The sequence below is a fragment of the Streptomyces bambusae genome (assembly GCF_020532645.1).
Lineage (GTDB): Bacteria > Actinomycetota > Actinomycetes > Streptomycetales > Streptomycetaceae > Streptomyces > Streptomyces bambusae.
Genome location: NZ_JAJAUZ010000045.1, coordinates 12,959 through 33,601, shown reverse-complemented (window position 1 = coordinate 33,601; position 20,643 = coordinate 12,959). Strand labels below are relative to the sequence as shown.

The following is a 20,643-nucleotide window of genomic DNA, read 5'->3' as shown; positions in this document are numbered from 1 at the left end:
AGGGTCGGTTGACTGCGGAGGGTGGTGCGCAGGCCGTCGGGGGTGATCCCTGGGTGGCGCTGCCGGCGGGCGCGGATGCCGCGGAGCGGGAGGTGCAGTTGCGGCGGGCGCATCGGACGTTCGCCGACGAGGGGCGGGTCGAGGGCGCGGTGCGGGAGGTGGTGGCCGCATCGTGGCGGCGGTGCGCGCGGGCGCTGGTCAGTCCCGAGTGCAGTGCGCGGGTCGACGTCTCGGACGGGGACCTGCGGAGCTACCGGGAGAAGCATCCGCTGGCCGCGGTGATGCCGCTGTTCCGGGAGCTGGTCGGTGCGTTCGCCGCCGGTGGCGAGCACCTGCTGGCGGTGTGCGACGCGCGGGGCCGGCTGCTGTGGGTGGAGGGGCACGCACAGACCCGGCGGCGTGCCGACGGGCTGGGGTTCGTGCCCGGTGCCCGGTGGGCCGAGTCCGTGATGGGCACCAACGCACCGGGCACCGCGGTGGCCGAGGACCGGCCCGTGCAGGTCTTCGGGGCCGAACACTTCAGCCGGGGTGTGCATCCGTGGACGTGCGCGGCGGCCCCGGTGCACGACCCGCGGACCGGCCGGCTGCTCGGCGCCGTCGACGTCACCGGCGGTCCGGGCCTGGCCCATCCGCACTCGCTGGCCTTCGTGCGGGCGGTGGCCCGGGCCGCGGAGTCCCAGCTGGCCCTGCGGGAGCCCGCACCACCCGCCGCCCGGGACGGCCTGTTCGCACTCGGCCGGGACGAGGCCGTGTTCGCGGCGGGCGGCCGCCGGATCCGGCTGGGCCGCCGGCACAGCGAGATCCTGGTCCTGCTCTCCCGTCATCCGGGCGGCCTGTCCGGCGAGGAGCTGCTGATCGGGCTGTACGAGGACGAATCGGTGTCGCCGGTGACCCTGCGGGCCGAACTGTCGCGGCTGCGGGCCCTGCTCGGCCCCGATGTGCTGCGCTCGCGCCCGTACCGGCTGGCCGCGCCCGTCGAGACCGACTTCGGGGCGGCCGCCCGGCAGGTGGCCGTGGGTGCGGTCTCGGCAGCCCTCGCCGGCTATCCGGGCCCGCTGCTGCCGTCGTCGGCCGCGCCGGAGATCGTACGGCTGCGCGAGCGGCTCGCCGACCAGCTGCGGGCGGCGCTGATCGCCCGCGGCGATCCGGGACTGCTCGCCGACTGGGCGTACGCGCCGTGGGGTGAGGACGACCTGGCGGTGTGGCAGGCCCTCGCGGCCGCCCTGCCCGGCGACCGCGGTGCCGCGGCGCTGGCCCGCGCCCGGCGCCTCGACGCCGAGCTCCGCGGGTGACGGGGCCCGGCAGCTCCCGCCGTCGGCGCAGACCCCGGCGGGCGGCGGCGCAACGTGGGTGCAACGTCCCGCTCCCTAGCCTCGCCGCGAGCGCCCGCCAGGGACGGGCGGCGCCACCCCGTGGGAGGAGTCCGGCATGACCCGTTACGCAGCACCCGGCACCGAGGGCGCGATCATGTCGTACGCGCCGCGCTACGACCACTGGATCGGCGGGGAGTACGTGCCTCCGGCGCGCGGCGGCTACTTCGAGAACCCGTCGCCCGTCAACGGACAGCCGTTCACCGAGATCGCCCGCGGTACGGCCGAGGACGTCGAGCGGGCCCTCGACGCGGCGCACGCGGCGGCCCCCGGCTGGGGCCGGGTGCCGGCGGCCGAGCGGTCGGCGGTGCTGCTGCGGATCGCCGACCGGATGGAGCAGAACCTCGAACGCCTCGCGGTCGCGGAGAGCTGGGAGAACGGCAAGCCGGTCCGGGAGACGCTCGCCGCCGACATCCCGCTCGCCATCGACCACTTCCGCTACTTCGCGGGGGCGCTGCGCGCGCAGGAGGGGGCGCTGAGCGAGGTCGACGACGACACGGTCGCCTACCACTTCCACGAGCCGCTGGGCGTGGTCGCCCAGATCATCCCGTGGAACTTCCCGATCCTGATGGCCGTGTGGAAGCTGGCGCCGGCCCTGGCCGCGGGCAACGCGGTGGTGCTCAAGCCGGCCGAGCAGACCCCGGCGTCGGTGCACTTCTGGCTGAGCCTGGTGGCGGACCTGCTGCCGCCGGGCGTGCTGAACATCGTCAACGGCTTCGGCGAGGAGGCCGGCAAGCCGCTCGCCTCCAGCCCCCGCGTGGCGAAGATCGCGTTCACCGGGGAGACCGCCACCGGCCGGCTGATCATGCAGTACGCGGCCGAGCACCTGAAGCCGGTCACCCTCGAACTCGGCGGCAAGAGCCCGAACATCTTCTTCGACGACGTCTGGGCCGTCGACGACGACCTGCGCGACAAGGCCCTCGAAGGGTTCACGATGTTCGCCCTCAACCAGGGCGAGGTGTGCACCTGCCCGTCGCGCGCCCTCATCGAGCGCGGCCGCTACGGCGACTTCCTCGACGCGGCCGTCGCCCGCACCGAGCTGATCGTGCCGGGCCACCCGCTGGACACGGAGACGATGATCGGCGCGCAGGCGTCCGCCGAGCAGCTCACGAAGATCCTGTCGTACCTGGAGATCGGCCAGAAGGAGGGCGCGAAGATCCTGACGGGTGGTCAGCAGGTGCGGTACGACGGTGAACTCGCGGGCGGGTACTACGTCCAGCCGACCATCTTCGAGGGCGACAACCGCATGCGGATCTTCCAGGAGGAGATCTTCGGCCCCGTGGTGTCGGTGACCTCCTTCCGGGACTTCGAGGACGCCATCGGCATCGCCAACGACACGGCGTACGGCCTCGGCGCGGGCGTGTGGACCCGCGACATCAACACGGCCTACCGTGCCGGCCGCGCCATCCAGGCCGGCCGCGTCTGGACGAACTGCTACCACGCCTACCCCGCACACGCAGCCTTCGGCGGCTACAAGCAGTCGGGCATCGGCCGCGAGACGCACAAGATGATGCTGGACCACTACCAGCAGACGAAGAACGTCCTGGTCAGCTACTCCCCGAAGAAGCTCGGCTTCTTCTAGGACCCCGGAAGGCGGCGCCTGACCCGGGCTTTCGCCTGTCAGGCGCCGTCGGCGCGGCCTGCGGTCGCGGACGCTCGACGTGCGCGTCAGCGGGCCCGAAGACCGACCGCCAGCGTCAGCTCGAGGACCCGGTGTGGCGATGCGAGGTCCGGAAACAGCTCCCGCAGCTGCGACATCCGGTACCGGACGGTCTGGGGGTGGACGAACAACGCCGACGCCACCTCGTCCCGCCGGCCTTGGTGAAGCAGCCACGCCCGCAACGTCTCCTCCAGCCGCAGCCCGGTCGCGACGGGCAAGGTCCGCAGCGGCGCGAGGGCCCGGGCCCGCAGGTCTGCGAACGCGTCCACGTCGGCGCTCAGCACCAGCTCGGGCAGGTGGTCCTCGGTGTCGCGGATGTCGGAGGAGAGAGAGCGCGCACGTGCGGCTCGTGCGTACGAGGCGGATGCACGGGTCCATGGCCGGGCCGGGCCGACCACGGCGCTGCGGTCGGCCAGCTGCCGCAGGAGATGCGACCGGTCGGCATCGGGGACGAGCAGGACACCGAAGGCGTCCGGCAGATCGTCGAGGACGAGGGTGCCCGGGTCGAGCGCGCGGTAGGCAGGCCGGGCCTGGGCGGCGGGCAGCAGGACCGCGGTCAGCGTAACCGGAGGCTGCCACCCGGCCCGTTGGACAGAGGCCAGCAGCACGTCCGGGCTCGCGCCGGCGAGGAGGTCGCGGGCCAGGTGTTCCAGGTGGCGCTCGTGGTCCCGGCCCCGGGCGGCCAGTTCGTCGGCGTGGCCCGCGGCGCTCGCAGCGGAGAGCTCGTCGATGTAGGCGAAGGTCAGCTCGGCGAACTTGGCGACCTCGGCGGCGGGCAGACCTGCGGGTACGGCACCCGCTGCCAGGCATCGCCAGGCCACGCGGGCGCCCACGCGGTAGGCGCTGAGCAGGGCGTCCATCGAACGCCCGTCGCGCACTTCGCCGCGGCCCAGCTCGTAGGCGGCGTCACCGGCGTCGCCGCCCGTGGCGTTCCCGCTCGCGAGGTCCAGATAGTGCCCCAGGGCGGTGCGGACGGCCCGGCGGATGGTGACGCCCATGCGGCCCGAAAGGGCGTTGGCGTAGGGAGGGACCTCGTCGATGATCGCTTGGACGACCTCGTCGGCGGTGGTCCTCAGCACAGCCCGGAGTGCGGTGGCCGTTGCCTGATCCAGGGCCAGGTCGGTGACCCTCCGGATGGGGTAGCTCATGGTTTATTCCCTGCGAACAATTCAGCCGACCAGATTTACGTCCTGCGGTCAGGACTTTACGCCTTGCAGCACATCAAGCTGGTGTCATGACGAGTGCAGCCCTCCGCAGTAGGGCGTGGAAACTGCTGGAGATGATCACGACGCCGCTGCTGCCGTCGGACTACCTCGACCTGGTCAGCCCGCTGCGTGCGGGCGCCGACCTGCGTGGACGCATCGAGGCCGTACACCCCGAGACCGGTGACGCCGCGACCATCGTGATCAGGCCCGGAAGGGGCTGGCGCGGTCACACGGCCGGTCAGTACGTGCGGATCGGGGTCGACGTCGACGGGAGGCGCCTGTGGCGTGCCTACTCCATCACCTCGCCGACACACCGCCAGGACGGCCGCGTCACGATCACCGTGAAGGCGATTCCGGACGGCAAGGTCAGCAACCACCTGGTACGCAGGGCGAAGCCGGGCACGCTGGTCCGGCTCGACCAGCCGGCCGGTGACTTCGTACTGCCGAAGGCCAGGCCCCCCAAGGTGCTCTACCTGACGGCCGGCAGCGGCATCACCCCCGCGATGGGCATGCTGCGCGACGGCGGGTTCGACGACGTCGTCATGGTCCACTGCGCTCCGCAGCCGCAGGACGTGATCTTCCGCAGCGAACTGCACGGCCTGGTCGCGGACGGGAAGCTGCGGCTCACCGAGGTGCACACCGACACCGACGGCATGCTCGACGTCAGCCGTCTCGACGAACTGGTGCCCGACTGGGCCGAGCGCGAGACCTGGGCGTGCGGGCCCGCGGGCCTGCTGGACGCGGCCGAGGAGTTCTGGAGCGGACACGGCGTCCGGGAGCGCCTGCACACCGAGCGCTTCCGCCCCTCCGTCGTCGTCGCCGGCGACGGCGGCGTCGTCACGTTCAGCGCCACCGGCAAGACTGTCGGCGCGGACGGTGCCATGCCGCTGCTGGACGTCGGCGAGGAGGCCGGCGTGCTCATGCCTTCCGGGTGCCGGATGGGCATCTGCTTCGGCTGCGTCACGCCGCTCAAGGCGGGCGCCGTCCGCGACCTGCGCACCGGCGAGATCACCGAGGCCGAGCCGGGCGTCCTCATCCAGACCTGCGTGTCCGCCGCGGCGGGCCCCTGCGACATCGAACGGTAGGAGCACCTTGACCGCCATCGACCCCACCGCCCACCTGTCCGCGGAGCAGATCGAGGAGCTCGGCCGCGAGCTGGACGCGATCCGCGACCAGGTGATCGCCGGCCGCGGCGAGAAGGACGCCGCCTACATCCGCAAGGTCATCTCGGTGCAGCGCAAGCTCGAGCTGGCCAGCAGGGGCGTGCTGCTGTTCTCGATCTTCCCGCCCGCCTGGCTCATCGGCACCGCGGGGCTGTCCGTGGCGAAGATCCTGGAGAACATGGAGATCGGCCACAACGTCCTGCACGGCCAGTGGGACTGGATGCGGGACCCGAAGATCCACTCCACCACCTGGGAGTGGGACCACGTCTCGCCGTCCGAGCAGTGGAAGCACTCGCACAACGAGCTGCACCACACGTACACCAACGTGATCGGCAAGGACAACGACCTCGGCTACGGCATCATGCGCGTCGACGAGGACCAGCGGTGGCACCCGATCCACCTCGGCCAGCCCCTGTGGAACTTCGTCAACGCCTGCTTCTTCGAGTACGGCATCGCAGCGTACGACCTGGAGCTCGGCAGGAACCTGCACAAGAGCCGCCGCAAGGACCCGGAGTTCCGCGCGCGGGCCAGGGCCGTCGGCCGCAAGATCCGCAAGCAGGTGCTCAAGGACTACGTGATCCACCCGCTGCTGTCGGGCCCGTCCTTCCTCCACACGCTCGCCGCCACGTTCACCGCGAACCTGGTCCGCAACATCTGGTCCCACTCGGTGATCATGTGCGGGCACTTCCCCGAGGGCGTGCAGGTCTTCGAGCGCCGGTCGATCGAGGGCGAGACGCGCGGCCAGTGGTACCTGCGCCAGATGATGGGCTCGGCGAACATCAGCGGCAGCAGGGCCATGCACCTGATGACCGGCAACCTGTCGCACCAGATCGAGCACCACCTGTTCCCCGACCTGCCGAGCAACCGGTACGCCGAAGTCGCCCCGAGGGTGCGCGCGCTGTTCGAGAAGTACGAGCTGGAGTACGTCACCGGACCGCTGCCCAAGCAGGTGTTCTCCGCATGGCGCAAGGTCTTCCGGCTCTCGCTGCCGAACAAGAAGCCCAAGGCTGGTGCGCCGAACCACGAGAAGGAGCTCGTCGCCGCCTGATCCCCGGTACCGGTCCGGTCCGCCCGGACCGGTCGGGCAGGGCCGGTCGGGCAGGGCCGGTCGGGCAGGGCCGGTCGGGCAGGGCCGGTCGGGCAGGGCCGGTCGGGCAGGGCCGGTCGGGCAGGGCCGGGGCCGCTTTGCACGCTCGTAAAAATAGTCACTCTGACAATAATTCCTCGCTACCATCGCCCCTCATGAGCAACCGTCTGAGCAACCTCGCCACCGAGAACGAGCGCATCGCGGCCGCCGGCGCCTACACCACCGCCTCCGGTGCCCGGGTCTCCATAGCCTCCGCCCTGGCCGCCGCCCGCACCGCGACCGTCTCCCACTCCCCCGCCTTCGCTCCTGCACCCACCGGCCCCTTCGCCGGCGGGACCGAGGTGACCGACGAGGACAGCATGCGCGCCGCCCGCCGCCTCACCGGCGAAGGCGTCGAGCACCTCGCCGTCCTCAACTTCGCCTCGGCCCGGAACCCCGGTGGCGGCTACCTGCGCGGGGCCAAGGCCCAGGAGGAGGACCTCTGCCGCACCGCCCTCCTCTACCCCTGCCTGCTCGAAGCCCCCGACTACTACACAGCCCACCGGGCGTCCACCGACCTCGGCTACAGCCACCGGGTGATCTTCTCCCCGCACGTGCCGGTGATCCGCGACGGTTCCCGCGCCCTGCTCGACCAGCCGTACCGGGTCTCCTTCCTGACCTCCCCCGCCCCCAACGCCGGCCAGCTGGCGCGGCGCTCGCCGGGCGCGAAGGCCGACGTCAGGGGTACCCTCGCCGAACGCGCCCGCCGGGTCCTCGGCGTGGCCGCCCACCACGGGGTGCGCGAACTGGTCCTCGGCGCCTGGGGCTGCGGCGTGTTCGGCAACGACCCCGTCGAGGTGGCGGACGCGTTCGCCGAAGCCCTCGACACCCACGGCGCCCCGTTCGTCCGCATCACCTTCGCCGTCTGGGACCGCTCGGCCGACTCCCCCAACCGCGCCGCCTTCCGCGCCAGGTTCGCCGGCTGACGCTGTTCCGCGCCACCACGACGGTCAGCCGTCGAAGGACGCCGGCTCGGCCGGGCGCCTGAAGCAGAAGCCCCGCGGGCCGCGGGCTTCTGTGCCGCCGCCGCACAGGCAGGGCTGGTCCGCGCCTTCCACCAGGGCGCTGCCGTCGAGGACGGGTCTGCCGTCGCAGCGGCGGCCGGTGGAGCCGAAGATGTGGGTGCCGCGGCCCAGGCGCAGGAGTTCCGTCACCACGCGCAGGGGCGGTACGGGACGTCCGTCGGACACGAGCGGGATCAGGAGGTAGAGGTTCCTTTTCTCCCGGGCCCGGGGGCCAGTCCACAGGGCGACCGTCACCGCCGCGTCCGGTCCGGGGATGCAGCCGCGGACGTGGTACGGCCGGGCGATGGGGACGTCCGTGCAGGGGCGGAGGGCTGCGGCGACGGCGGTCTGGGCACGGTGCAGGCACGCCTCGGAGCAGAGCGGGGCGCCGGGCCCGCCGTCAGGCACGGCGCGGCTCACGGCGGGCGGTCGCCGTCACGGGGCCGGTCATCCGCCGAGGGCAGCCCCGTCAGGCGCCCGGGCGGATCAGGCCCGACTCGTACGCGATGATGACCAGTTGGGCGCGGTCACGGGCGGCGAGTTTGCCCATGATGCGGCTGACGTGGGTCTTCGCCGTGAGCGGTGAGAGACCCAGGGCCTCCGCGATCTCGGTGTTGTTCAGCCCGCGGGCCACCAGGGCGAGGACCTCGCGTTCCCGGTCCGAGAGCCCGTCCGGGCCGGCGGCCGCCGGCACCTCCGGGACGGACAGGGCGCGGGCGATGAGGCGGGAGTTCGGGCCGGGCGACAGCAGCGCCTCGCCGGCGGCGACCGTGCGGATCGCGGCGAGGAGTTCCGCCGGGTGGATGTCCTTGACGACGAAGCCGGAGGCGCCGGCCCGGAGCGCCTGCATGATGTGCTCGTCGGTGTCGTATGTGGTGAGGACCAGCACCTTCACGCCGGCGAGGTCCTCGTCGGCGACGATCAGGCGGGTGGCGCCGATGCCGTCGAGTTCGGGCATCCGTACGTCCATGACCACCAGGTCGGCCCGCGCCGAGCGGGCCAGTTCGACGGCTTCCCGGCCGTTGGCGGCCTGGCCGACGACCTCCATGTCCGGCGCCGATTCGACGAGCATCGCGAACGACGCCCGGACGAGCGTCTGGTCGTCCGCGAGCAGCACCCGGATCACGCCGCCCCTCCCATCCCCACGAGCGGCAGCGCCGCCGTGACTTCGAAGCCCCCGCCGTCGCGCGGGCCCGCGCTCAGTGTGCCGCCCACGCTCCTCGCCCGCTCGCGCATCCCGAGGATCCCGTACCCGGAGCCACCGGTTCCGCCGGGTGTGGTCCCGCCGTTGACGACCCGTACCGTCAGCACCTCCTCCGCCGTCCCGACGTCGACGCGTACGTCCGCGCCCGGTGCGCCGTGCCGGACCGCGTTGGTCAGGGACTCCTGGACGATCCGGTAGGCCGCCGCGCCGACCGCCGCCGGCACCTTCGCCGCGCCCGTCCGCACCGTCAGCGCCGCGCCCGACGCGCGCACCAGGTCGGGCAGCGAGGCCAGGTCGGGCAGCGGGCCCTCCGGGGTGGCCCGCAGCACGTCCAGGGTGGTGCGCACCTCGGAGCGGGCTTCGCGGCAGGTCGCGGCGATGCCGTCGAGTGCCCGCACCAGAGCCTCCCGGTCCAGCCGGTCGGGGTCGGCGACCAGGAGGTGCGCCGCGACCGAGGTCTGCACGCCGATCAGGGTGATCGAGTGGGCGAGGAGGTCGTGCAGGTCCCTGGCGATCCGCAGCCGCTCCTCGGCGACCTTGCGCTCGGCTTCGCGCTCGGCCTGCTCGACCAGTCCGGCGACCAGCTGCCGGTAGAGCCGGATGCTGGCGCCGAAGACCAGCATGGCGATCACCCAGCCGGAGACCCGCAGCAGTTCCACGATCTCGTGCGGGTTGGCGAAGAGCTGCGTGCCGAGCGTGACGGAGGTGACGGCGAGCCCCGTGATCAGGGTCCGCCGCGGGCGGCCGGTGGAGGCGACGGTGTAGAGGGCGGTCATCGAGGCCGGAATCGGCGCCAGGTGCATGTAGTCGAGCGCGTGGTACGGGGCGACGAAGGCCACGACCGCGAGCAGCACCGGCACCGGCGCCTTGCGCCGCCACGCCAGCGGGACGTGCGCGGCCATCAGGAGGACCCAGCCGAGGGCGTCCGGGCGGCGGCCGTCGTCGACGGTCAGCGCGAGTACGGCCGCGACGACCGCGAAGAGGGCCGCGGCCGTGCCGTCGCAGCGCACCGGGTACGGCGCGGCCTGCGGGTCGCGGGTGAAGGCCACTGCGAAGTCCATGTGTCCATCCTGTCTCCGGGCGGGGCGGGGCAGAACAGGGCGGGGGCACCCGGTGGTCCGGGTGCCCCCGCCCCGGTCAGACTCGTGCGGGCGTCCGCTCGGTTCCCGGGCCGGCCGCCGGTGCGGGTGTCCGGGCCAGCGGGCCCGGCCACCACACCTTCCGGCCGAGCAGCACGCTCGCGCTGGTGACGAGGTAGGTGCGGACCAGGAAGGTGTCGAGGAGGACGCCGACTGCGATCACGAAGCCGAGTTCGGCCAGTTGCACCATGGGCATGTTGACGAGGACCGCGAAGGTGGCGGCGAGGACGAGTCCCGCCGAGGCGATGACGCCGCCGGTCGTGCGCAGGGCGGTCAGGGCCGCGGCTCCCGGTTCGGCGCCGGCCAGGCATTCCTCGCGCATCCGGTGCATGAGGAAGATGCCGTAGTCGACGCCGAGCGCGACGAGGAAGACGAAGGAGAGCAGCGCCAGGCCCGGGTCGGTGCCCCCGAAACCGAAGAGGGGGCCGAAGAGGAGGCCGCCGATGCCGACGGCCGCGCCCCAGACCGCGACGACGGCCGCGACCAGGATCAGCGGGGCGACGAGGCTGCGCAGCAGCACGACGAGGACGAGCAGGACGACGGCGATGACGAGCGGGACGACGATGTTCCGGTCGCGGGCGTTGGCGTCGGTGAGGTCGAGCTGTTCGGCGCTGGGCCCGCCGACGTGCGCGCCGTCGCCGAGCGCGGTGCGCAGTGCCCGGATGGTCCGGGTCTCGGCGGGTGACTGCGCCGGGTCGCCGGCGGTGACGGCGATCTCCGTCCAGCCCGCCCCGCTGCGGACCTGCTCGGCCTGGACGACGCCTTCGGTGGCGCGGGCGGTCTCCAGTGCCGCGGTGGCGGCGCCGGTCGGGGCGACGACGGTGAGGGGCTGGGTCCCCCGCTCCGGGTAGGCGGCGGCCAGCGTCTTCATCGCGGCGACCGCTTCCGGGGTGGTGCTGAACGAGTCCTCCTGCTTGAGGGCGCCGGGCAGGTTCAGGGCGCCGAGCGCGAGGGCGGCCAGGGCGGCGGCGCCGGCGACGAGGACGGCGAGCGGACGCCGGCCGGCCGAGGTTCCCATGGCGGCGAAGAGGGAGCGGCGCGCGGCCTTCGGCTCGCTTCCGTACGCCGGGATCAGCGGCCAGAACACGCGCCGGCCGAGGACCACGAGCAGGGCGGGGAGCAGCGTCGTCATGGCGACGAAGGCGCACAGCACGCCGACGGCGGCCGTCGGGCCCATCCCCCGGCTGCTGTTCATGTCGGCGGCCAGCAGGCAGAGCATGCCGAGGGCGACGGTTCCGGAGGAGGCGAGGACGGCGGGGCCGCAGCCGCGCAGGGCGGCCGCCATCGCGTCGTGCGGGCGCGGGGTGCGGCGCAGTTCCTCGCGGTAGCGGGAGACCAGCAGGAGCGCGTAGTCGGTGCCCGCGCCGAAGACGAGGATGGTCATGACGCCGGTGCTCTGGCCGGAGACGCTGATGTCGAAGCCCTGGTGGAGTGCGTACGTGACGGCCATGGAGAGGTAGTCGGCGACGCCTGCGACGGCCAGGGGGACGAGCCAGAGGAACGGGCTGCGGTAGATGACGATCAGCAGGAGGGCGACCACGGCGACGGTGGTGTAGAGCAGCGGTCCGTCGAGGGAGTCGTAGACCTCGCCGGCGTCCGTGGCGAGTGCCGCGGGGCCGCCGACCTCGCCGCTGACGGTCCGGCGGATGTCGCGGACGAAGGCGTCCCGGGAGTCTTCGTCGGTGCCGGGCGCGGTGCTGGACACGGCGTACAGGAGCGTGCTGCCGTCTTCGGAGGGCACGGCCCGGGGCGGGTCGGTGAGCGGGTGTTCGGCGGCGACCTGCCGCACTTCGCGGGCCGCTGTCGCCTTGTCCTGCGCGGTCAGGCCGCCGTCGCGGTGGTAGACCAGCACGAGGTCGGTGGATTCGCCGCCCGGCATCAGTTCGGTGATCTTCGCGACCTGGGTCGAGTCGGCGCTCGCGGGCAGGTAGTCGACCGCGCGGTCGCGCTGTACGTCGCCGAGCTTGCCGGCGAGCGGTGCGGCGAGGGCGATCACGATCACCCACAGGGCCAGCACCCCCCAGCCGAGGATCCTCTTGCGCCCGTCCATGGGGGCTCCCCTCCATACGTCCTCATCGGTTCGGTCGGTCCCAGACTCCCCGGGCCGGGCCGCCGGTTCATCGGGCCCGGGACCGAGCCGTGGCGTACTGCCGGGGGCGGCGGGCGGCGGGGAGTACTCCCCGGGGAGTACGGGGGCGGAGGCCTGCGGGTGGCACCGGGGTCGGTGTGGCCGAGTCGCGGCATGCGTTGTGGGCTCCGCCACATCCCTTTGATCTCACGCCCACTTGATGTTCGAAGCCGGGCGCATGACTTCCGCACTGCGCATCGCGCTCGTCGTCGGCAGCACCCGCGAAGGCCGGTTCGGCCCGAGGATCGCCGACTGGTTCAAGGACTTCGCCGACGGCCGGGGCGACGTCGCGCTCGACGCGGGCGGCGCCGAGAAGGCGGCGACGGCCATGCTCGACGACCTGGTCTGGTGGGGCAACGCCCTGCTCGCGGCCCGGCGCCGGGACGAGGGCCGGACCGGGGCCGTGTAGCGGGGGCCTCGCGACGGGGCCGCGCCGGTCCGGGCGTCCGGTTACGGCCAATGTGGGGCCGGGGCTCCGGTTACGGGGGTGACGGTGGGCCGGACGCCCGTGGCGCCTGCCCCGGAGCCCGGTCGGTCGGGCCGGGCGGACGCCGGTGTCGCAGAGGGATCGCACCGCCGTCACGGCTTCGTCACACGCCCGTAGAGGCACCATCAAACTCCGGCACCTCCGGGTGACTTGAAACCTCCGCATCGTTGTTGATCACGCCCATGCCGGCTTCACATACTGCGCTGACCGGCCGCGGGCGCCCCGCTGTGCCCCGCCCGGGACGACCACTCGACCTCATCCCAAGCTCCTGGGGGAGACTTGCGCGCACATGTGAAGAGAGCTCGCGCCTTCACCGTAGCCGCGGCCACATCGGTGGCCCTGGCAGCAGGCATGACCGGCCCCGCGACGGCGGTCGCCACCCGCCCAGCACCCGCACCCGCACCCGCACCCGCACCCGCACCGGACAGTGCGTCCGTCGGCGGCGACCGGCGGATCCCGCTCGTCACCGGCGACCGCGTGGTGGTGGACGCGAAGGGCCGCATGCGGGCCTTCGAGGCCGCCGCGGGCCGCGAGCGGATACCCGTACAGGTGCAGCGCATCGCGGGCCGCACCCTGGTGGTGCCCGCCGACGCCGAGGGCCTGATCGCCGCCGGCCGCCTGGACCGGCGGCTGTTCGACCTCGGCGTGCTCACCGACCCGCGGCTGCGCAGGAGCCACGGCACCGGCCTCAAGCTGATCGTGCAGTACGAGCAGGGCGCGGGCGCGGCCCGGTCGGCGGTCCGCAGCGCCGCGGGCCACGGGCAGCCGCGTACGTTCCCGACACTGGGCGCCGATGCCGTCCGTGCCTCCGGGGACGATCTGGCCGCTCTCTGGGACGCGCTGACCGACCGCCGGCCCACCGGGGCCCGGACGTCCGCCGCCGGCATCGCGAAGGTGTGGCTGGACGGGGTGCGCGGGGCCAGCCTGGACCGCAGCGTCCGGCAGATCGGCGCCGACAGGGCGTGGGCGTCCGGGTACGACGGCACGGGCGTGAAGATCGCCGTGCTGGACACCGGTGTCGACCGGACCCATGACGACCTGAAGACCCGCGTCGTCGGCGAGAAGAACTTCTCCTCCTCCCCCGACGCCCTCGACCGGGTCGGGCACGGGACGCACGTCGCGTCGATCGCGGCGGGCACCGGGGCCAAGTCCGGCGGCCGGTACAAGGGTGTCGCGCCGGGCGCCGAGGTGATCAGCGGGAAGGTGCTCGGCGACGACGGCGTCGGGGACGACTCCGCGATCATCGCGGGCATGGAGTGGGCCGTCGCCGAGGGCGCGGACGTGGTCAACCTCAGCCTCGGCGGCATGGACTCCCCCGGCACCGACCCGCTGGAGGCGACGGTCGACCGGCTGTCGGCCGCCCGGGGCGTGCTGTTCGCCGTCGCGGCGGGCAACAACGGCGAGGGCGGCCCCTCGACGGTCGGCTCGCCGGGCAGCGCGGACGCCGCGCTGACCGTGGGCGCCGTCGACCACCAGGACCGGCTGGCGCCGTTCTCCAGCACGGGCCCGCGGGTCGGCGACGGCGCGGTCAAGCCGGACGTGACCGCCCCCGGCGTCGCGATCACGGCGGCCGCCGCCCCGGGCAGCGCCATCGACAAGCAGCCCGGCGTCCCGCACCCGGCGCCCGGCTACCTGTCGATCGACGGCACGTCCATGGCGACCCCGCACGTGGCGGGCGCGGCCGCGATCCTCAAGCAGCGGCATCCGGCGTGGAAGTACGCCGAGCTGAAGGGCGCGCTGACCGGGTCCGCCGAGGACGGCGGCCACACCGCCTTCCAGCAGGGCGCGGGCCGGATCCGCGTCGACAAGGCACTCGCGCAGAGCGTGGTGGCCGAGCCGGGTTCGCTGAACTTCGGCACGGCACTGTGGCCGCACTCCGACGACAAGCCCGTGACGAAGAAGGTGGTGTACCGCAACCTGGGCACCACCGCCGTCACCCTCGACCTGTCGGTGTCCGCGAAGGATCCGGCGGGCCGGCCGGCGCCGGCCGGGTTCTTCACGCTGGGCGCCCCGAAGGTGACCGTGCCCGCCGGCGGCACGGCGTCGGTGGACCTGGTCGCGGACACCCGGGCCGGCAGTGCCGACGGCACCTACTCGGCCTACGTCACCGCCGCCGGGGCGGGGCAGTCCGTCCGTACGGCCGCGGTGGCGGTGCGCGAGGCGGAGGCGTACGACCTCACGCTGCGGACCCTGGGCCGGGACGGGGCCGACGCCCGGAACTTCACCAACACCCTGATCGGCGTGGCCGGTCCCGCCGCGGGTTTCCAGCTGCGGATCGCCGACGAGCCGGGCCGCCGCACGGTCCGCGTGCCGCGCGGCTCGTACACGTTCAGCACGGCCGTCTACGTGGACCCTTCGGACGGCACGAAGGGCACCGACTGGATCGCCCAGCCGAAGCTGGAGGTCTCGGGCGCGACCACCGTCACCGCGGACGCGCGCACCACCAGGCCGGTCACCCTCGGCGTGCCGGGCAACGACCGTCCGGACTTCGGCGGTACGTACTACGAGCAGAACACCGGGATCGGCCGTGTCGGCAACGGCTGGGTGCTGCGCGGCTTCACCGGTTTCCGCACCGTGCACCGCGGGCCCGCGGTCACCGACGGCTCGCTGCTGCAGACCTGGGACGCGCATTTCCTGAAGGGTGCGGCCGAGCAGTACGCGGTGGCCTTCGGCGGGCCGGTGCGCAAGGTCGCGACCGGCTACGACCGGCAGGTGAAGGCGGCCGAGCTGGCCACCGTCAAGGTGGGCCTGGGGGCTTCGGCCCCCGGGAAGACGGCCCTGGCCTACCCGTTCCCGCAGGTGCCGGGCGCGCCCGAGGGCACCGGGTTCGCCGCGCTGCAGGCGGCGCCCGGCACCCGTACCCTCCGGCTGTCCACCGGTGACGGCGTCCGGTGGGTCACCCGGTTCGACCAGCTGGGCAAGCCGGACGAGCAGGGCCGGCCGTCGTTCGAGGGCGGCTGGGAAATGATCCGGCCGAAGCGGTACGAGGCGGGGCGGACGTACCGGGAGACCTTCAACACGGGCGTGTTCGGGCCGCTGCTCGGCAACGGCTCGGGGGTGTTCCGTACCGCGCCGGACCCGGACACGGGTGAGCAGCAGCTGATCGGTGCAGTGCCGCTGTTCGCCGACGGCAAGGGCCACTCGGGGTTCGCCCGGACGGCCTCGGCGAAGTCGACGCTGTACCGCAACGGCGTGAAGGTCGCGCAGAACGGCGATGCGCTGACGGGCTCGGAGCCGTTCACGGTGAGCGGTGCGGACGCCGAGTACCGGCTGACGACGACCGCGACGCGGGCGGCGGCGCACGCGACGGCCACCACCCGGGTGGACACGAGCTTCACGTTCCGCTCGCAGCAGGTGGCGGCCACCACGGCGCTGCCGGTGTCCACGGTCCGCTTCGCGGCGCCGGTGGACCTCGCCTCGCGGGCTCCCGCGGGTGCGGTGGCCGTGGTGCCGGTGACCGTGCAGGGTGCGGCGGCCGGGAGGAACCTCAAGTCGCTGGTGGTGTCGGTGAGTTACGACGGGGGCCGGACCTGGCAGCAGGTGCCGGTCGAGGCCGGCCGGATCTCCGTGAAGAGCCCCGCGAAGGGCGCCGGCATCTCGCTGGCCGCCAAGGTCAAGGACAAGCAGGGCAACACGTCGACGCTGACGATCCGCAACGCCTGGTACGGCAAGTGACGCCGGGCAGGTGACCGGACGCACCCGGCCGCGCGGCCCCGCCACCCCCGGGTGGCGGGGCCGTTCGGTCACGGTGCGTGACGGGGGCGGGCGGGTGGTTCCGGTGGCGGGAAACAGTTGTTCCGATTCCGTAACAGGCCCCCGAAGCGGAAGGACGCCACACCCCTGCGGTCGACTCCAACTCGCTTACAGAACAGCCATCTTGACGGTCCATCAGGTGTAATCGAAAGGTGACGGTCAGGCACCTCTCCCCGGATCCCCGTTTGTCCGAATTCTCCGCCCTCCCCCTCTGGCACTCTTTCGCCCGACCCGCTCTCCATTCAGGATCCACGAGGCACCCATGAGCGAAAGACGTCACAGGCGCAGAACCAGAGGGCTCACCGCCGCCCTCGTGCTGTCGCTGGCAGGAGCCGGCGCCGGGGCCGGCCTGGCCCTGATGCCGGAGGCCTCGGCCATCACCCCGCCGGTGTCGTTCACCGCCGACCACCTGCCCACCTGGCAGACCAACGGGATCGTCTGGGCGCTGGCCCAGGTGAACGGGACCGTGTTCGCCGGCGGCACCTTCTCCGAACTGCGTCCGCCGGCCGGCGCCGCCGGCGGCCCGCAGAGCGCCGTCAACTTCGCCGCGCTGGACGCGGCCACCGGCAGCCCCACCGCGTGCCGGCTCTCGTTCACGACGTCCAGCGGCACCGCGACCGTGCGCGCCCTCGTCGTCTCGAAGGACAAGAAGACCCTGTACGCGGGCGGCCGGTTCGGCGCCGTCAACGGGGCGACGGTGTCCAACGTCGCCGCGATCGACATCGCGAGCTGCACGCCGAAGGCCGCCTTCCGCCCCGGCTTCTCCGCCACCGTCCGCGGCCTCGCGGTCTCCGACACCACGCTGTACGCGGCCGGCGACTTCGGCACCGTGCAGGGCAAGACCCGCGGGAAGTTCGCCGCGGTCGACGCGGCCACCGGAACGCTGCGGGCGTTCACCGCCGACGCCGACGAGGCCGGCCGGGCCGTCGAGCTGACGCCCGACGGCAAGAGCGTGCTGCTCGGCGGCGACTTCTTCACGGTCAACGGGGCGAGCAGCCACGCCCTGGCCGTCGCGGACGCGTCCTCCGGCGCGGTGAAGAAGACGTACAACACCTTCCCGCGGCTCTCGGTGGTCATGGACATCGCCACCGACGCGAACGGCTTCTACACCGGCAACCAGGGCAACGGCGGCGGCGTGTTCGACGGCCGCACGGCCTTCGGTCCCGACTTCACCGAGCTGTGGCGCGACCGGTGCCTGGGCGCGACGCAGAACGTCCTGCCGTACGGCGGCACGCTGTACAGCTCCTCGCACGCGCACAACTGCGCCACCGAGGGCGAGTTCCCCGACGACGGCAAGCGCCGCTACCTGCTGGCCCAGCCCACCCGGCACCAGGGCACCGCGCCGGCGCCGGTGGACGGGTTCGTGCCCGGCCCGCGCAAGCTCGGCTGGTTCCCTGCCGTCAACGGCGGCATCGGCGAGGGCGTCGGCCCGCGCGTCATGACCGTCGCGGCGAAGGGCGACACCTCCTACCTGTGGGTCGGCGGCGAGTTCACCACCGTCGCCACCAAGCCCCAGCAGGGCCTGACCCGCTACGCCTCCGGCGGCGACACCGGCGCGCCCACCACCCCGGTGGCCAGTGCCGGCAGCATCCGGCCCGGCGAGGTGCAGGTCCGCTGGCGGACCAGCTTCGACACCGACGACAGCCGGCTGACCTACAAGGTCTACCGGAACGGCGGCGCCACCCCGGTGGCCACCGTCGCGGCCGACTCGCTGGAGTTCGAGCGCCGGCAGGCCTCCTGGACCGACACCGCGGTCACGGCCGGCCAAACGTACACCTACCGGGTCACGGCCACCGACGGGGCGGGCAACACCAGTGCCAAGTCGGCCGCCTCCTCGGTGACCGTCCCGGCCGCCGCGCATGCCTACCCGAACCAGGTCCGCGCCGACGGCGCCCGGCTGTACTGGCGCTACGACGACCCGGTCAGCCCGTACGTCGCCGACTCCTCGGACGGCGGGAACACCAGCGGCATCCAGGTCGGCGCCCCCGCCCTGCGGCAGACGCCCGCCGCGCTGACCGGCGGCAGCACCGCCATGGGCTTCAACGGCACCGGCCAGCAGGTCTACAGCGACCACCGGCAGACGGTGGGCAGCGCGTACACCCTGGAGACCTGGTTCAAGACCGGCACCACCCGCGGCGGCAAGCTGATCGGCTTCGGCAGCGCGACCACGTGGAACAGCGGCCAGTACGACAAGCACCTGTACCTGACCGACAGCGGCCGGCTGGCCTTCGGGGTGTACCCGGGCACGGTCTACACGCTGGCCACCCCCTGGTTCGAGTCGTACAACGACAACCGGTGGCACCACGTCGTCGCGACCCAGGGCCCGTCCGGCATGGCGCTGTACGTCGACGGGCAGCTCAAGGGCACGGCGAACGTGACGGCCCATTCGAGCCACACCGGCTACTGGCACGTCGGCGGCGACAACCTGAACGGCTGGCCGTCCCGCCCGACCAGCGACTGGTTCGCCGGCCAGATCGACGAGACGGCCGTCTACCCGACGGCGCTCACCGCCGCCCAGGTCAAGAACCACTACGGTCTGGCGACCGCCCCGACGAACTGATCACGGCCGCACTGCGGGGGCCGGCGCACCGTGCGCCGGCCCCCGCTGCCGTACGGCGTCCCGGCACCGGGCGGGGCTGCGGGATCGCGCATACGATGGGCGGGAGCCGGTGCCGGGTCCGCCGGGCCGGCTGCCCGGAACGTGCAGGGCGGAGGAGCATGGCCGAGGCCGGCGACGCAGTGCGGACCGTCATCCTGACCGTGGACGACGACCCGGGGGTCTCCCGCGCCATCGCCCGCGACCTGCGGCGGCACTACGGCGGCGGGTACCGGATCGTGCGCGCCGAGTCCGGGCAGTCCGCGCTGGAGGCGCTGCGCGAGCTGAAGCTGCGGGGCGACCTGGTGGCCGTGATCCTCGCCGACTACCGGATGCCGCAGATGAACGGCATCGAGTTCCTGGAGCAGGCCCTCGGCGTGTACCCGGGGGCGCGGCGGGTGCTGCTGACGGCGTACGCCGACACCAACGCGGCCATCGACGCGATCAACGTCGTCGACCTCGACCACTACCTCCTCAAGCCGTGGGACCCGCCGGAGGAGAAGCTGTACCCGGTGCTGGACGACCTCCTCTCGGTGTGGCGCACCAGCGACCACCGGCCGGTGCCGGCCACCAAGGTCGTCGGGCACCGCTGGTCGGCCCCCTCGTCCCGGGTCCGCGAGTTCCTCGCCCGCAACCAGGTCCCGTACCGCTGGTACTCGTCCGACGAGCCGGAGGGGCAGCGGCTGCTGGCGGCGGCCGGGGCCGACGGCCACCGGCTGCCCCTGGTGATCACCCCGGACGGCTCCGCGCTGTCCGCGCCGGAGGCCCCCGAGCTGGCCGCCCGGGTGGGGCTCGCGACGACCCCGGCGGCCGAGTTCTACGATCTCGTGGTGATCGGCGGCGGCCCGGCCGGGCTGGGCGCGGCGGTGTACGGGGCCTCCGAGGGGCTGCGCACGGTGCTCGTCGAGCGGTCGGCGACCGGCGGGCAGGCCGGGCAGAGCTCCCGCATCGAGAACTACCTCGGCTTCCCGGACGGCGTGTCGGGGGCGCAGCTCACCGAGCGGGCCCGCCGGCAGGCGGCCCGGTTCGGCGCCGAGATCCTCACCGCCCGCGAGGTCACCGGGCTGGAGGTGAGCGGGCCGGCCCGGGTGGTGCGGTTCTCCGACGGGTCGGCGGTCGCCGCGCACAGCGTGATCCTGGCGACCGGCGTCTCGTACCGGCAGCTGGCGGCGCCGGGCTGCGCGGACCTGACCGGGCGCGGGGTGTTCTACGGGTCCTCCCTCACGGAGGCGGCGTCCTGCGAGGGCGAGGACGTGTACATCGTCGGGGGCGCGAACTCGGCCGGGCAGGCGGCGGTGTTCCTGGCGCGGGGCGCCAAGTCGGTGACGCTGCTGATCCGCGGGGAGTCCCTGACCGCCTCCATGTCGTACTACCTGATCCAGCAGATCGAGGAGTCCCCCAACATCACCGTGCGGCCGCGGACGGTGGTGGAGGAGGCGCACGGCGGCGACCACCTGGAGCAGCTGACCCTGCGGGACGCGGTGACCGGTGCCGCCGAGGCCGTCGACGCGCACTGGATGTTCGTGTTCATCGGGGCGGCCCCGCTGACCGACTGGCTCGAAGGGGCGGTGCTGCGGGACGAGCACGGCTTCATCCTGGCCGGGCCGGACCTCACGGCGGACGGCCGGCCGCCGGCCGGGTGGGAGCTCGACCGGCCGCCGTACCACCTGGAGACCAGCATTCCCGGGGTGTTCGTCGCGGGAGACGCGCGCGCCCGGTCAGCGAAGCGGGTCGCGTCCGCGGTCGGCGAGGGGGCGATGGCCGTGATGCTGGTCCACCGGTACCTGGAGCAGTCGTGAGCGCCGAGG

At 73.5% G+C, this 20,643-nt stretch carries 14 protein-coding genes; 9 read left to right on the top strand and 5 right to left on the bottom strand.

The genetic code is table 11. The annotated features are described in order from the left end of the window. The first annotated feature begins 8 nt into the window (after nucleotides 1-8). Nucleotides 9-1,292, top strand: a complete 1,284-nt coding sequence (locus LG634_RS26640; RefSeq protein ID WP_226737111.1) for a GAF domain-containing protein — start codon at nucleotides 9-11, stop codon at nucleotides 1,290-1,292. Nucleotides 1,293-1,428: 136 nt separating this feature from the next. Next, nucleotides 1,429-2,952: an acetaldehyde dehydrogenase ExaC gene (exaC, locus tag LG634_RS26635; protein ID WP_226737109.1), complete on the top strand. Its 1,524-nt coding sequence runs from the start codon at nucleotides 1,429-1,431 to the stop codon at nucleotides 2,950-2,952. Nucleotides 2,953-3,038: 86 nt separating this feature from the next. Here the strand turns inward: exaC and LG634_RS26630 are convergent, their stop codons facing one another. Next, nucleotides 3,039-4,178: a PucR-like N-terminal domain-containing protein gene (locus LG634_RS26630; RefSeq protein ID WP_226737107.1), complete on the bottom strand. Its 1,140-nt coding sequence runs from the start codon at nucleotides 4,176-4,178 to the stop codon at nucleotides 3,039-3,041. A 131-nt stretch (nucleotides 4,179-4,309) separates the two neighbouring features. On the opposite strand from LG634_RS26630, the gene LG634_RS26625 reads away from it, so the two are divergent. The 3 genes from LG634_RS26625 to LG634_RS26615 all read left to right on the top strand — a co-directional run bounded on the left by LG634_RS26625 (nucleotide 4,310) and on the right by LG634_RS26615 (nucleotide 7,450). Further along, nucleotides 4,310-5,320: a ferredoxin reductase gene (locus LG634_RS26625; RefSeq protein WP_226737155.1), complete on the top strand. Its 1,011-nt coding sequence runs from the start codon at nucleotides 4,310-4,312 to the stop codon at nucleotides 5,318-5,320. A 7-nt stretch (nucleotides 5,321-5,327) separates the two neighbouring features. Then, nucleotides 5,328-6,446: a fatty acid desaturase family protein gene (locus LG634_RS26620; protein WP_226737105.1), complete on the top strand. Its 1,119-nt coding sequence runs from the start codon at nucleotides 5,328-5,330 to the stop codon at nucleotides 6,444-6,446. 194 nt (nucleotides 6,447-6,640) lie between these two features. After that, nucleotides 6,641-7,450 (top strand): TIGR02452 family protein, encoded by an 810-nt coding sequence (locus tag LG634_RS26615; protein WP_226737103.1) that lies wholly within the window; start codon nucleotides 6,641-6,643, stop codon nucleotides 7,448-7,450. A 24-nt stretch (nucleotides 7,451-7,474) separates the two neighbouring features. Here LG634_RS26615 and LG634_RS26610 read toward each other — a convergent pair whose 3' ends face one another. The 4 genes from LG634_RS26610 to LG634_RS26595 form a co-directional block, all read right to left on the bottom strand. Beyond that, nucleotides 7,475-7,948 (bottom strand): hypothetical protein, encoded by a 474-nt coding sequence (locus LG634_RS26610; RefSeq protein WP_226737102.1) that lies wholly within the window; start codon nucleotides 7,946-7,948, stop codon nucleotides 7,475-7,477. A gap of 49 nt (nucleotides 7,949-7,997) precedes the next feature. Further along, nucleotides 7,998-8,654 carry a response regulator gene (locus tag LG634_RS26605; RefSeq protein WP_226737100.1) on the bottom strand — a complete coding sequence of 219 codons (657 nt, stop codon included), beginning with the start codon at nucleotides 8,652-8,654 and terminating at the stop codon, nucleotides 7,998-8,000. Beyond that, nucleotides 8,651-9,793 (bottom strand): sensor histidine kinase, encoded by a 1,143-nt coding sequence (locus tag LG634_RS26600; RefSeq protein WP_226737097.1) that lies wholly within the window; start codon nucleotides 9,791-9,793, stop codon nucleotides 8,651-8,653. The genes LG634_RS26605 and LG634_RS26600 overlap by 4 nt, the downstream gene beginning before the upstream one ends. A 76-nt stretch (nucleotides 9,794-9,869) precedes the next feature. Further along, the gene (locus LG634_RS26595) at nucleotides 9,870-11,921 is read right to left on the bottom strand and encodes an MMPL family transporter (protein WP_226737095.1); all 2,052 of its coding nucleotides are present in this window, start codon (nucleotides 11,919-11,921) and stop codon (nucleotides 9,870-9,872) included. 256 nt (nucleotides 11,922-12,177) lie between these two features. Between LG634_RS26595 and LG634_RS26590 the strand changes: the two genes are divergently transcribed. The 4 genes from LG634_RS26590 to LG634_RS26575 all read left to right on the top strand — a co-directional run bounded on the left by LG634_RS26590 (nucleotide 12,178) and on the right by LG634_RS26575 (nucleotide 20,634). Further along, the gene (locus LG634_RS26590) at nucleotides 12,178-12,408 is read left to right on the top strand and encodes a hypothetical protein (protein ID WP_226737093.1); all 231 of its coding nucleotides are present in this window, start codon (nucleotides 12,178-12,180) and stop codon (nucleotides 12,406-12,408) included. Between the two features lie 429 nt (nucleotides 12,409-12,837). After that, nucleotides 12,838-16,161 (top strand): S8 family peptidase, encoded by a 3,324-nt coding sequence (locus LG634_RS26585; protein ID WP_226737092.1) that lies wholly within the window; start codon nucleotides 12,838-12,840, stop codon nucleotides 16,159-16,161. Between the two features lie 340 nt (nucleotides 16,162-16,501). Then, nucleotides 16,502-18,799: a LamG domain-containing protein gene (locus tag LG634_RS26580; RefSeq protein ID WP_226737090.1), complete on the top strand. Its 2,298-nt coding sequence runs from the start codon at nucleotides 16,502-16,504 to the stop codon at nucleotides 18,797-18,799. Nucleotides 18,800-18,957: 158 nt separating this feature from the next. Further along, entirely contained in the window at nucleotides 18,958-20,634 is a 1,677-nt protein-coding gene (locus LG634_RS26575; RefSeq protein ID WP_226737088.1) for an NAD(P)/FAD-dependent oxidoreductase, read from the top strand. Nucleotides 20,635-20,643 lie beyond the last annotated feature (9 nt).

What these genes read in the sequence shown, in the direction of transcription:
- LG634_RS26580 (WP_226737090.1), top strand. Translation starts at nt 16,502, where the DNA reads ATGAGCGAAAGACGTCACAGGCGCAGAACCAGAGGGCTCACCGCCGCC.
- LG634_RS26575 (WP_226737088.1), top strand. Translation starts at nt 18,958, where the DNA reads ATGGCCGAGGCCGGCGACGCAGTGCGGACCGTCATCCTGACCGTGGAC.
- LG634_RS26585 (WP_226737092.1), top strand. Translation starts at nt 12,838, where the DNA reads ATGACCGGCCCCGCGACGGCGGTCGCCACCCGCCCAGCACCCGCACCC.
- LG634_RS26590 (WP_226737093.1), top strand. Translation starts at nt 12,178, where the DNA reads ATGACTTCCGCACTGCGCATCGCGCTCGTCGTCGGCAGCACCCGCGAA.
- LG634_RS26630 (WP_226737107.1), bottom strand. Translation starts at nt 4,178, where the DNA reads ATGAGCTACCCCATCCGGAGGGTCACCGACCTGGCCCTGGATCAGGCA.
- LG634_RS26615 (WP_226737103.1), top strand. Translation starts at nt 6,641, where the DNA reads ATGAGCAACCGTCTGAGCAACCTCGCCACCGAGAACGAGCGCATCGCG.
- LG634_RS26600 (WP_226737097.1), bottom strand. Translation starts at nt 9,793, where the DNA reads ATGGACTTCGCAGTGGCCTTCACCCGCGACCCGCAGGCCGCGCCGTAC.
- exaC (WP_226737109.1), top strand. Translation starts at nt 1,429, where the DNA reads ATGACCCGTTACGCAGCACCCGGCACCGAGGGCGCGATCATGTCGTAC.
- LG634_RS26625 (WP_226737155.1), top strand. Translation starts at nt 4,310, where the DNA reads ATGATCACGACGCCGCTGCTGCCGTCGGACTACCTCGACCTGGTCAGC.
- LG634_RS26595 (WP_226737095.1), bottom strand. Translation starts at nt 11,921, where the DNA reads ATGGACGGGCGCAAGAGGATCCTCGGCTGGGGGGTGCTGGCCCTGTGG.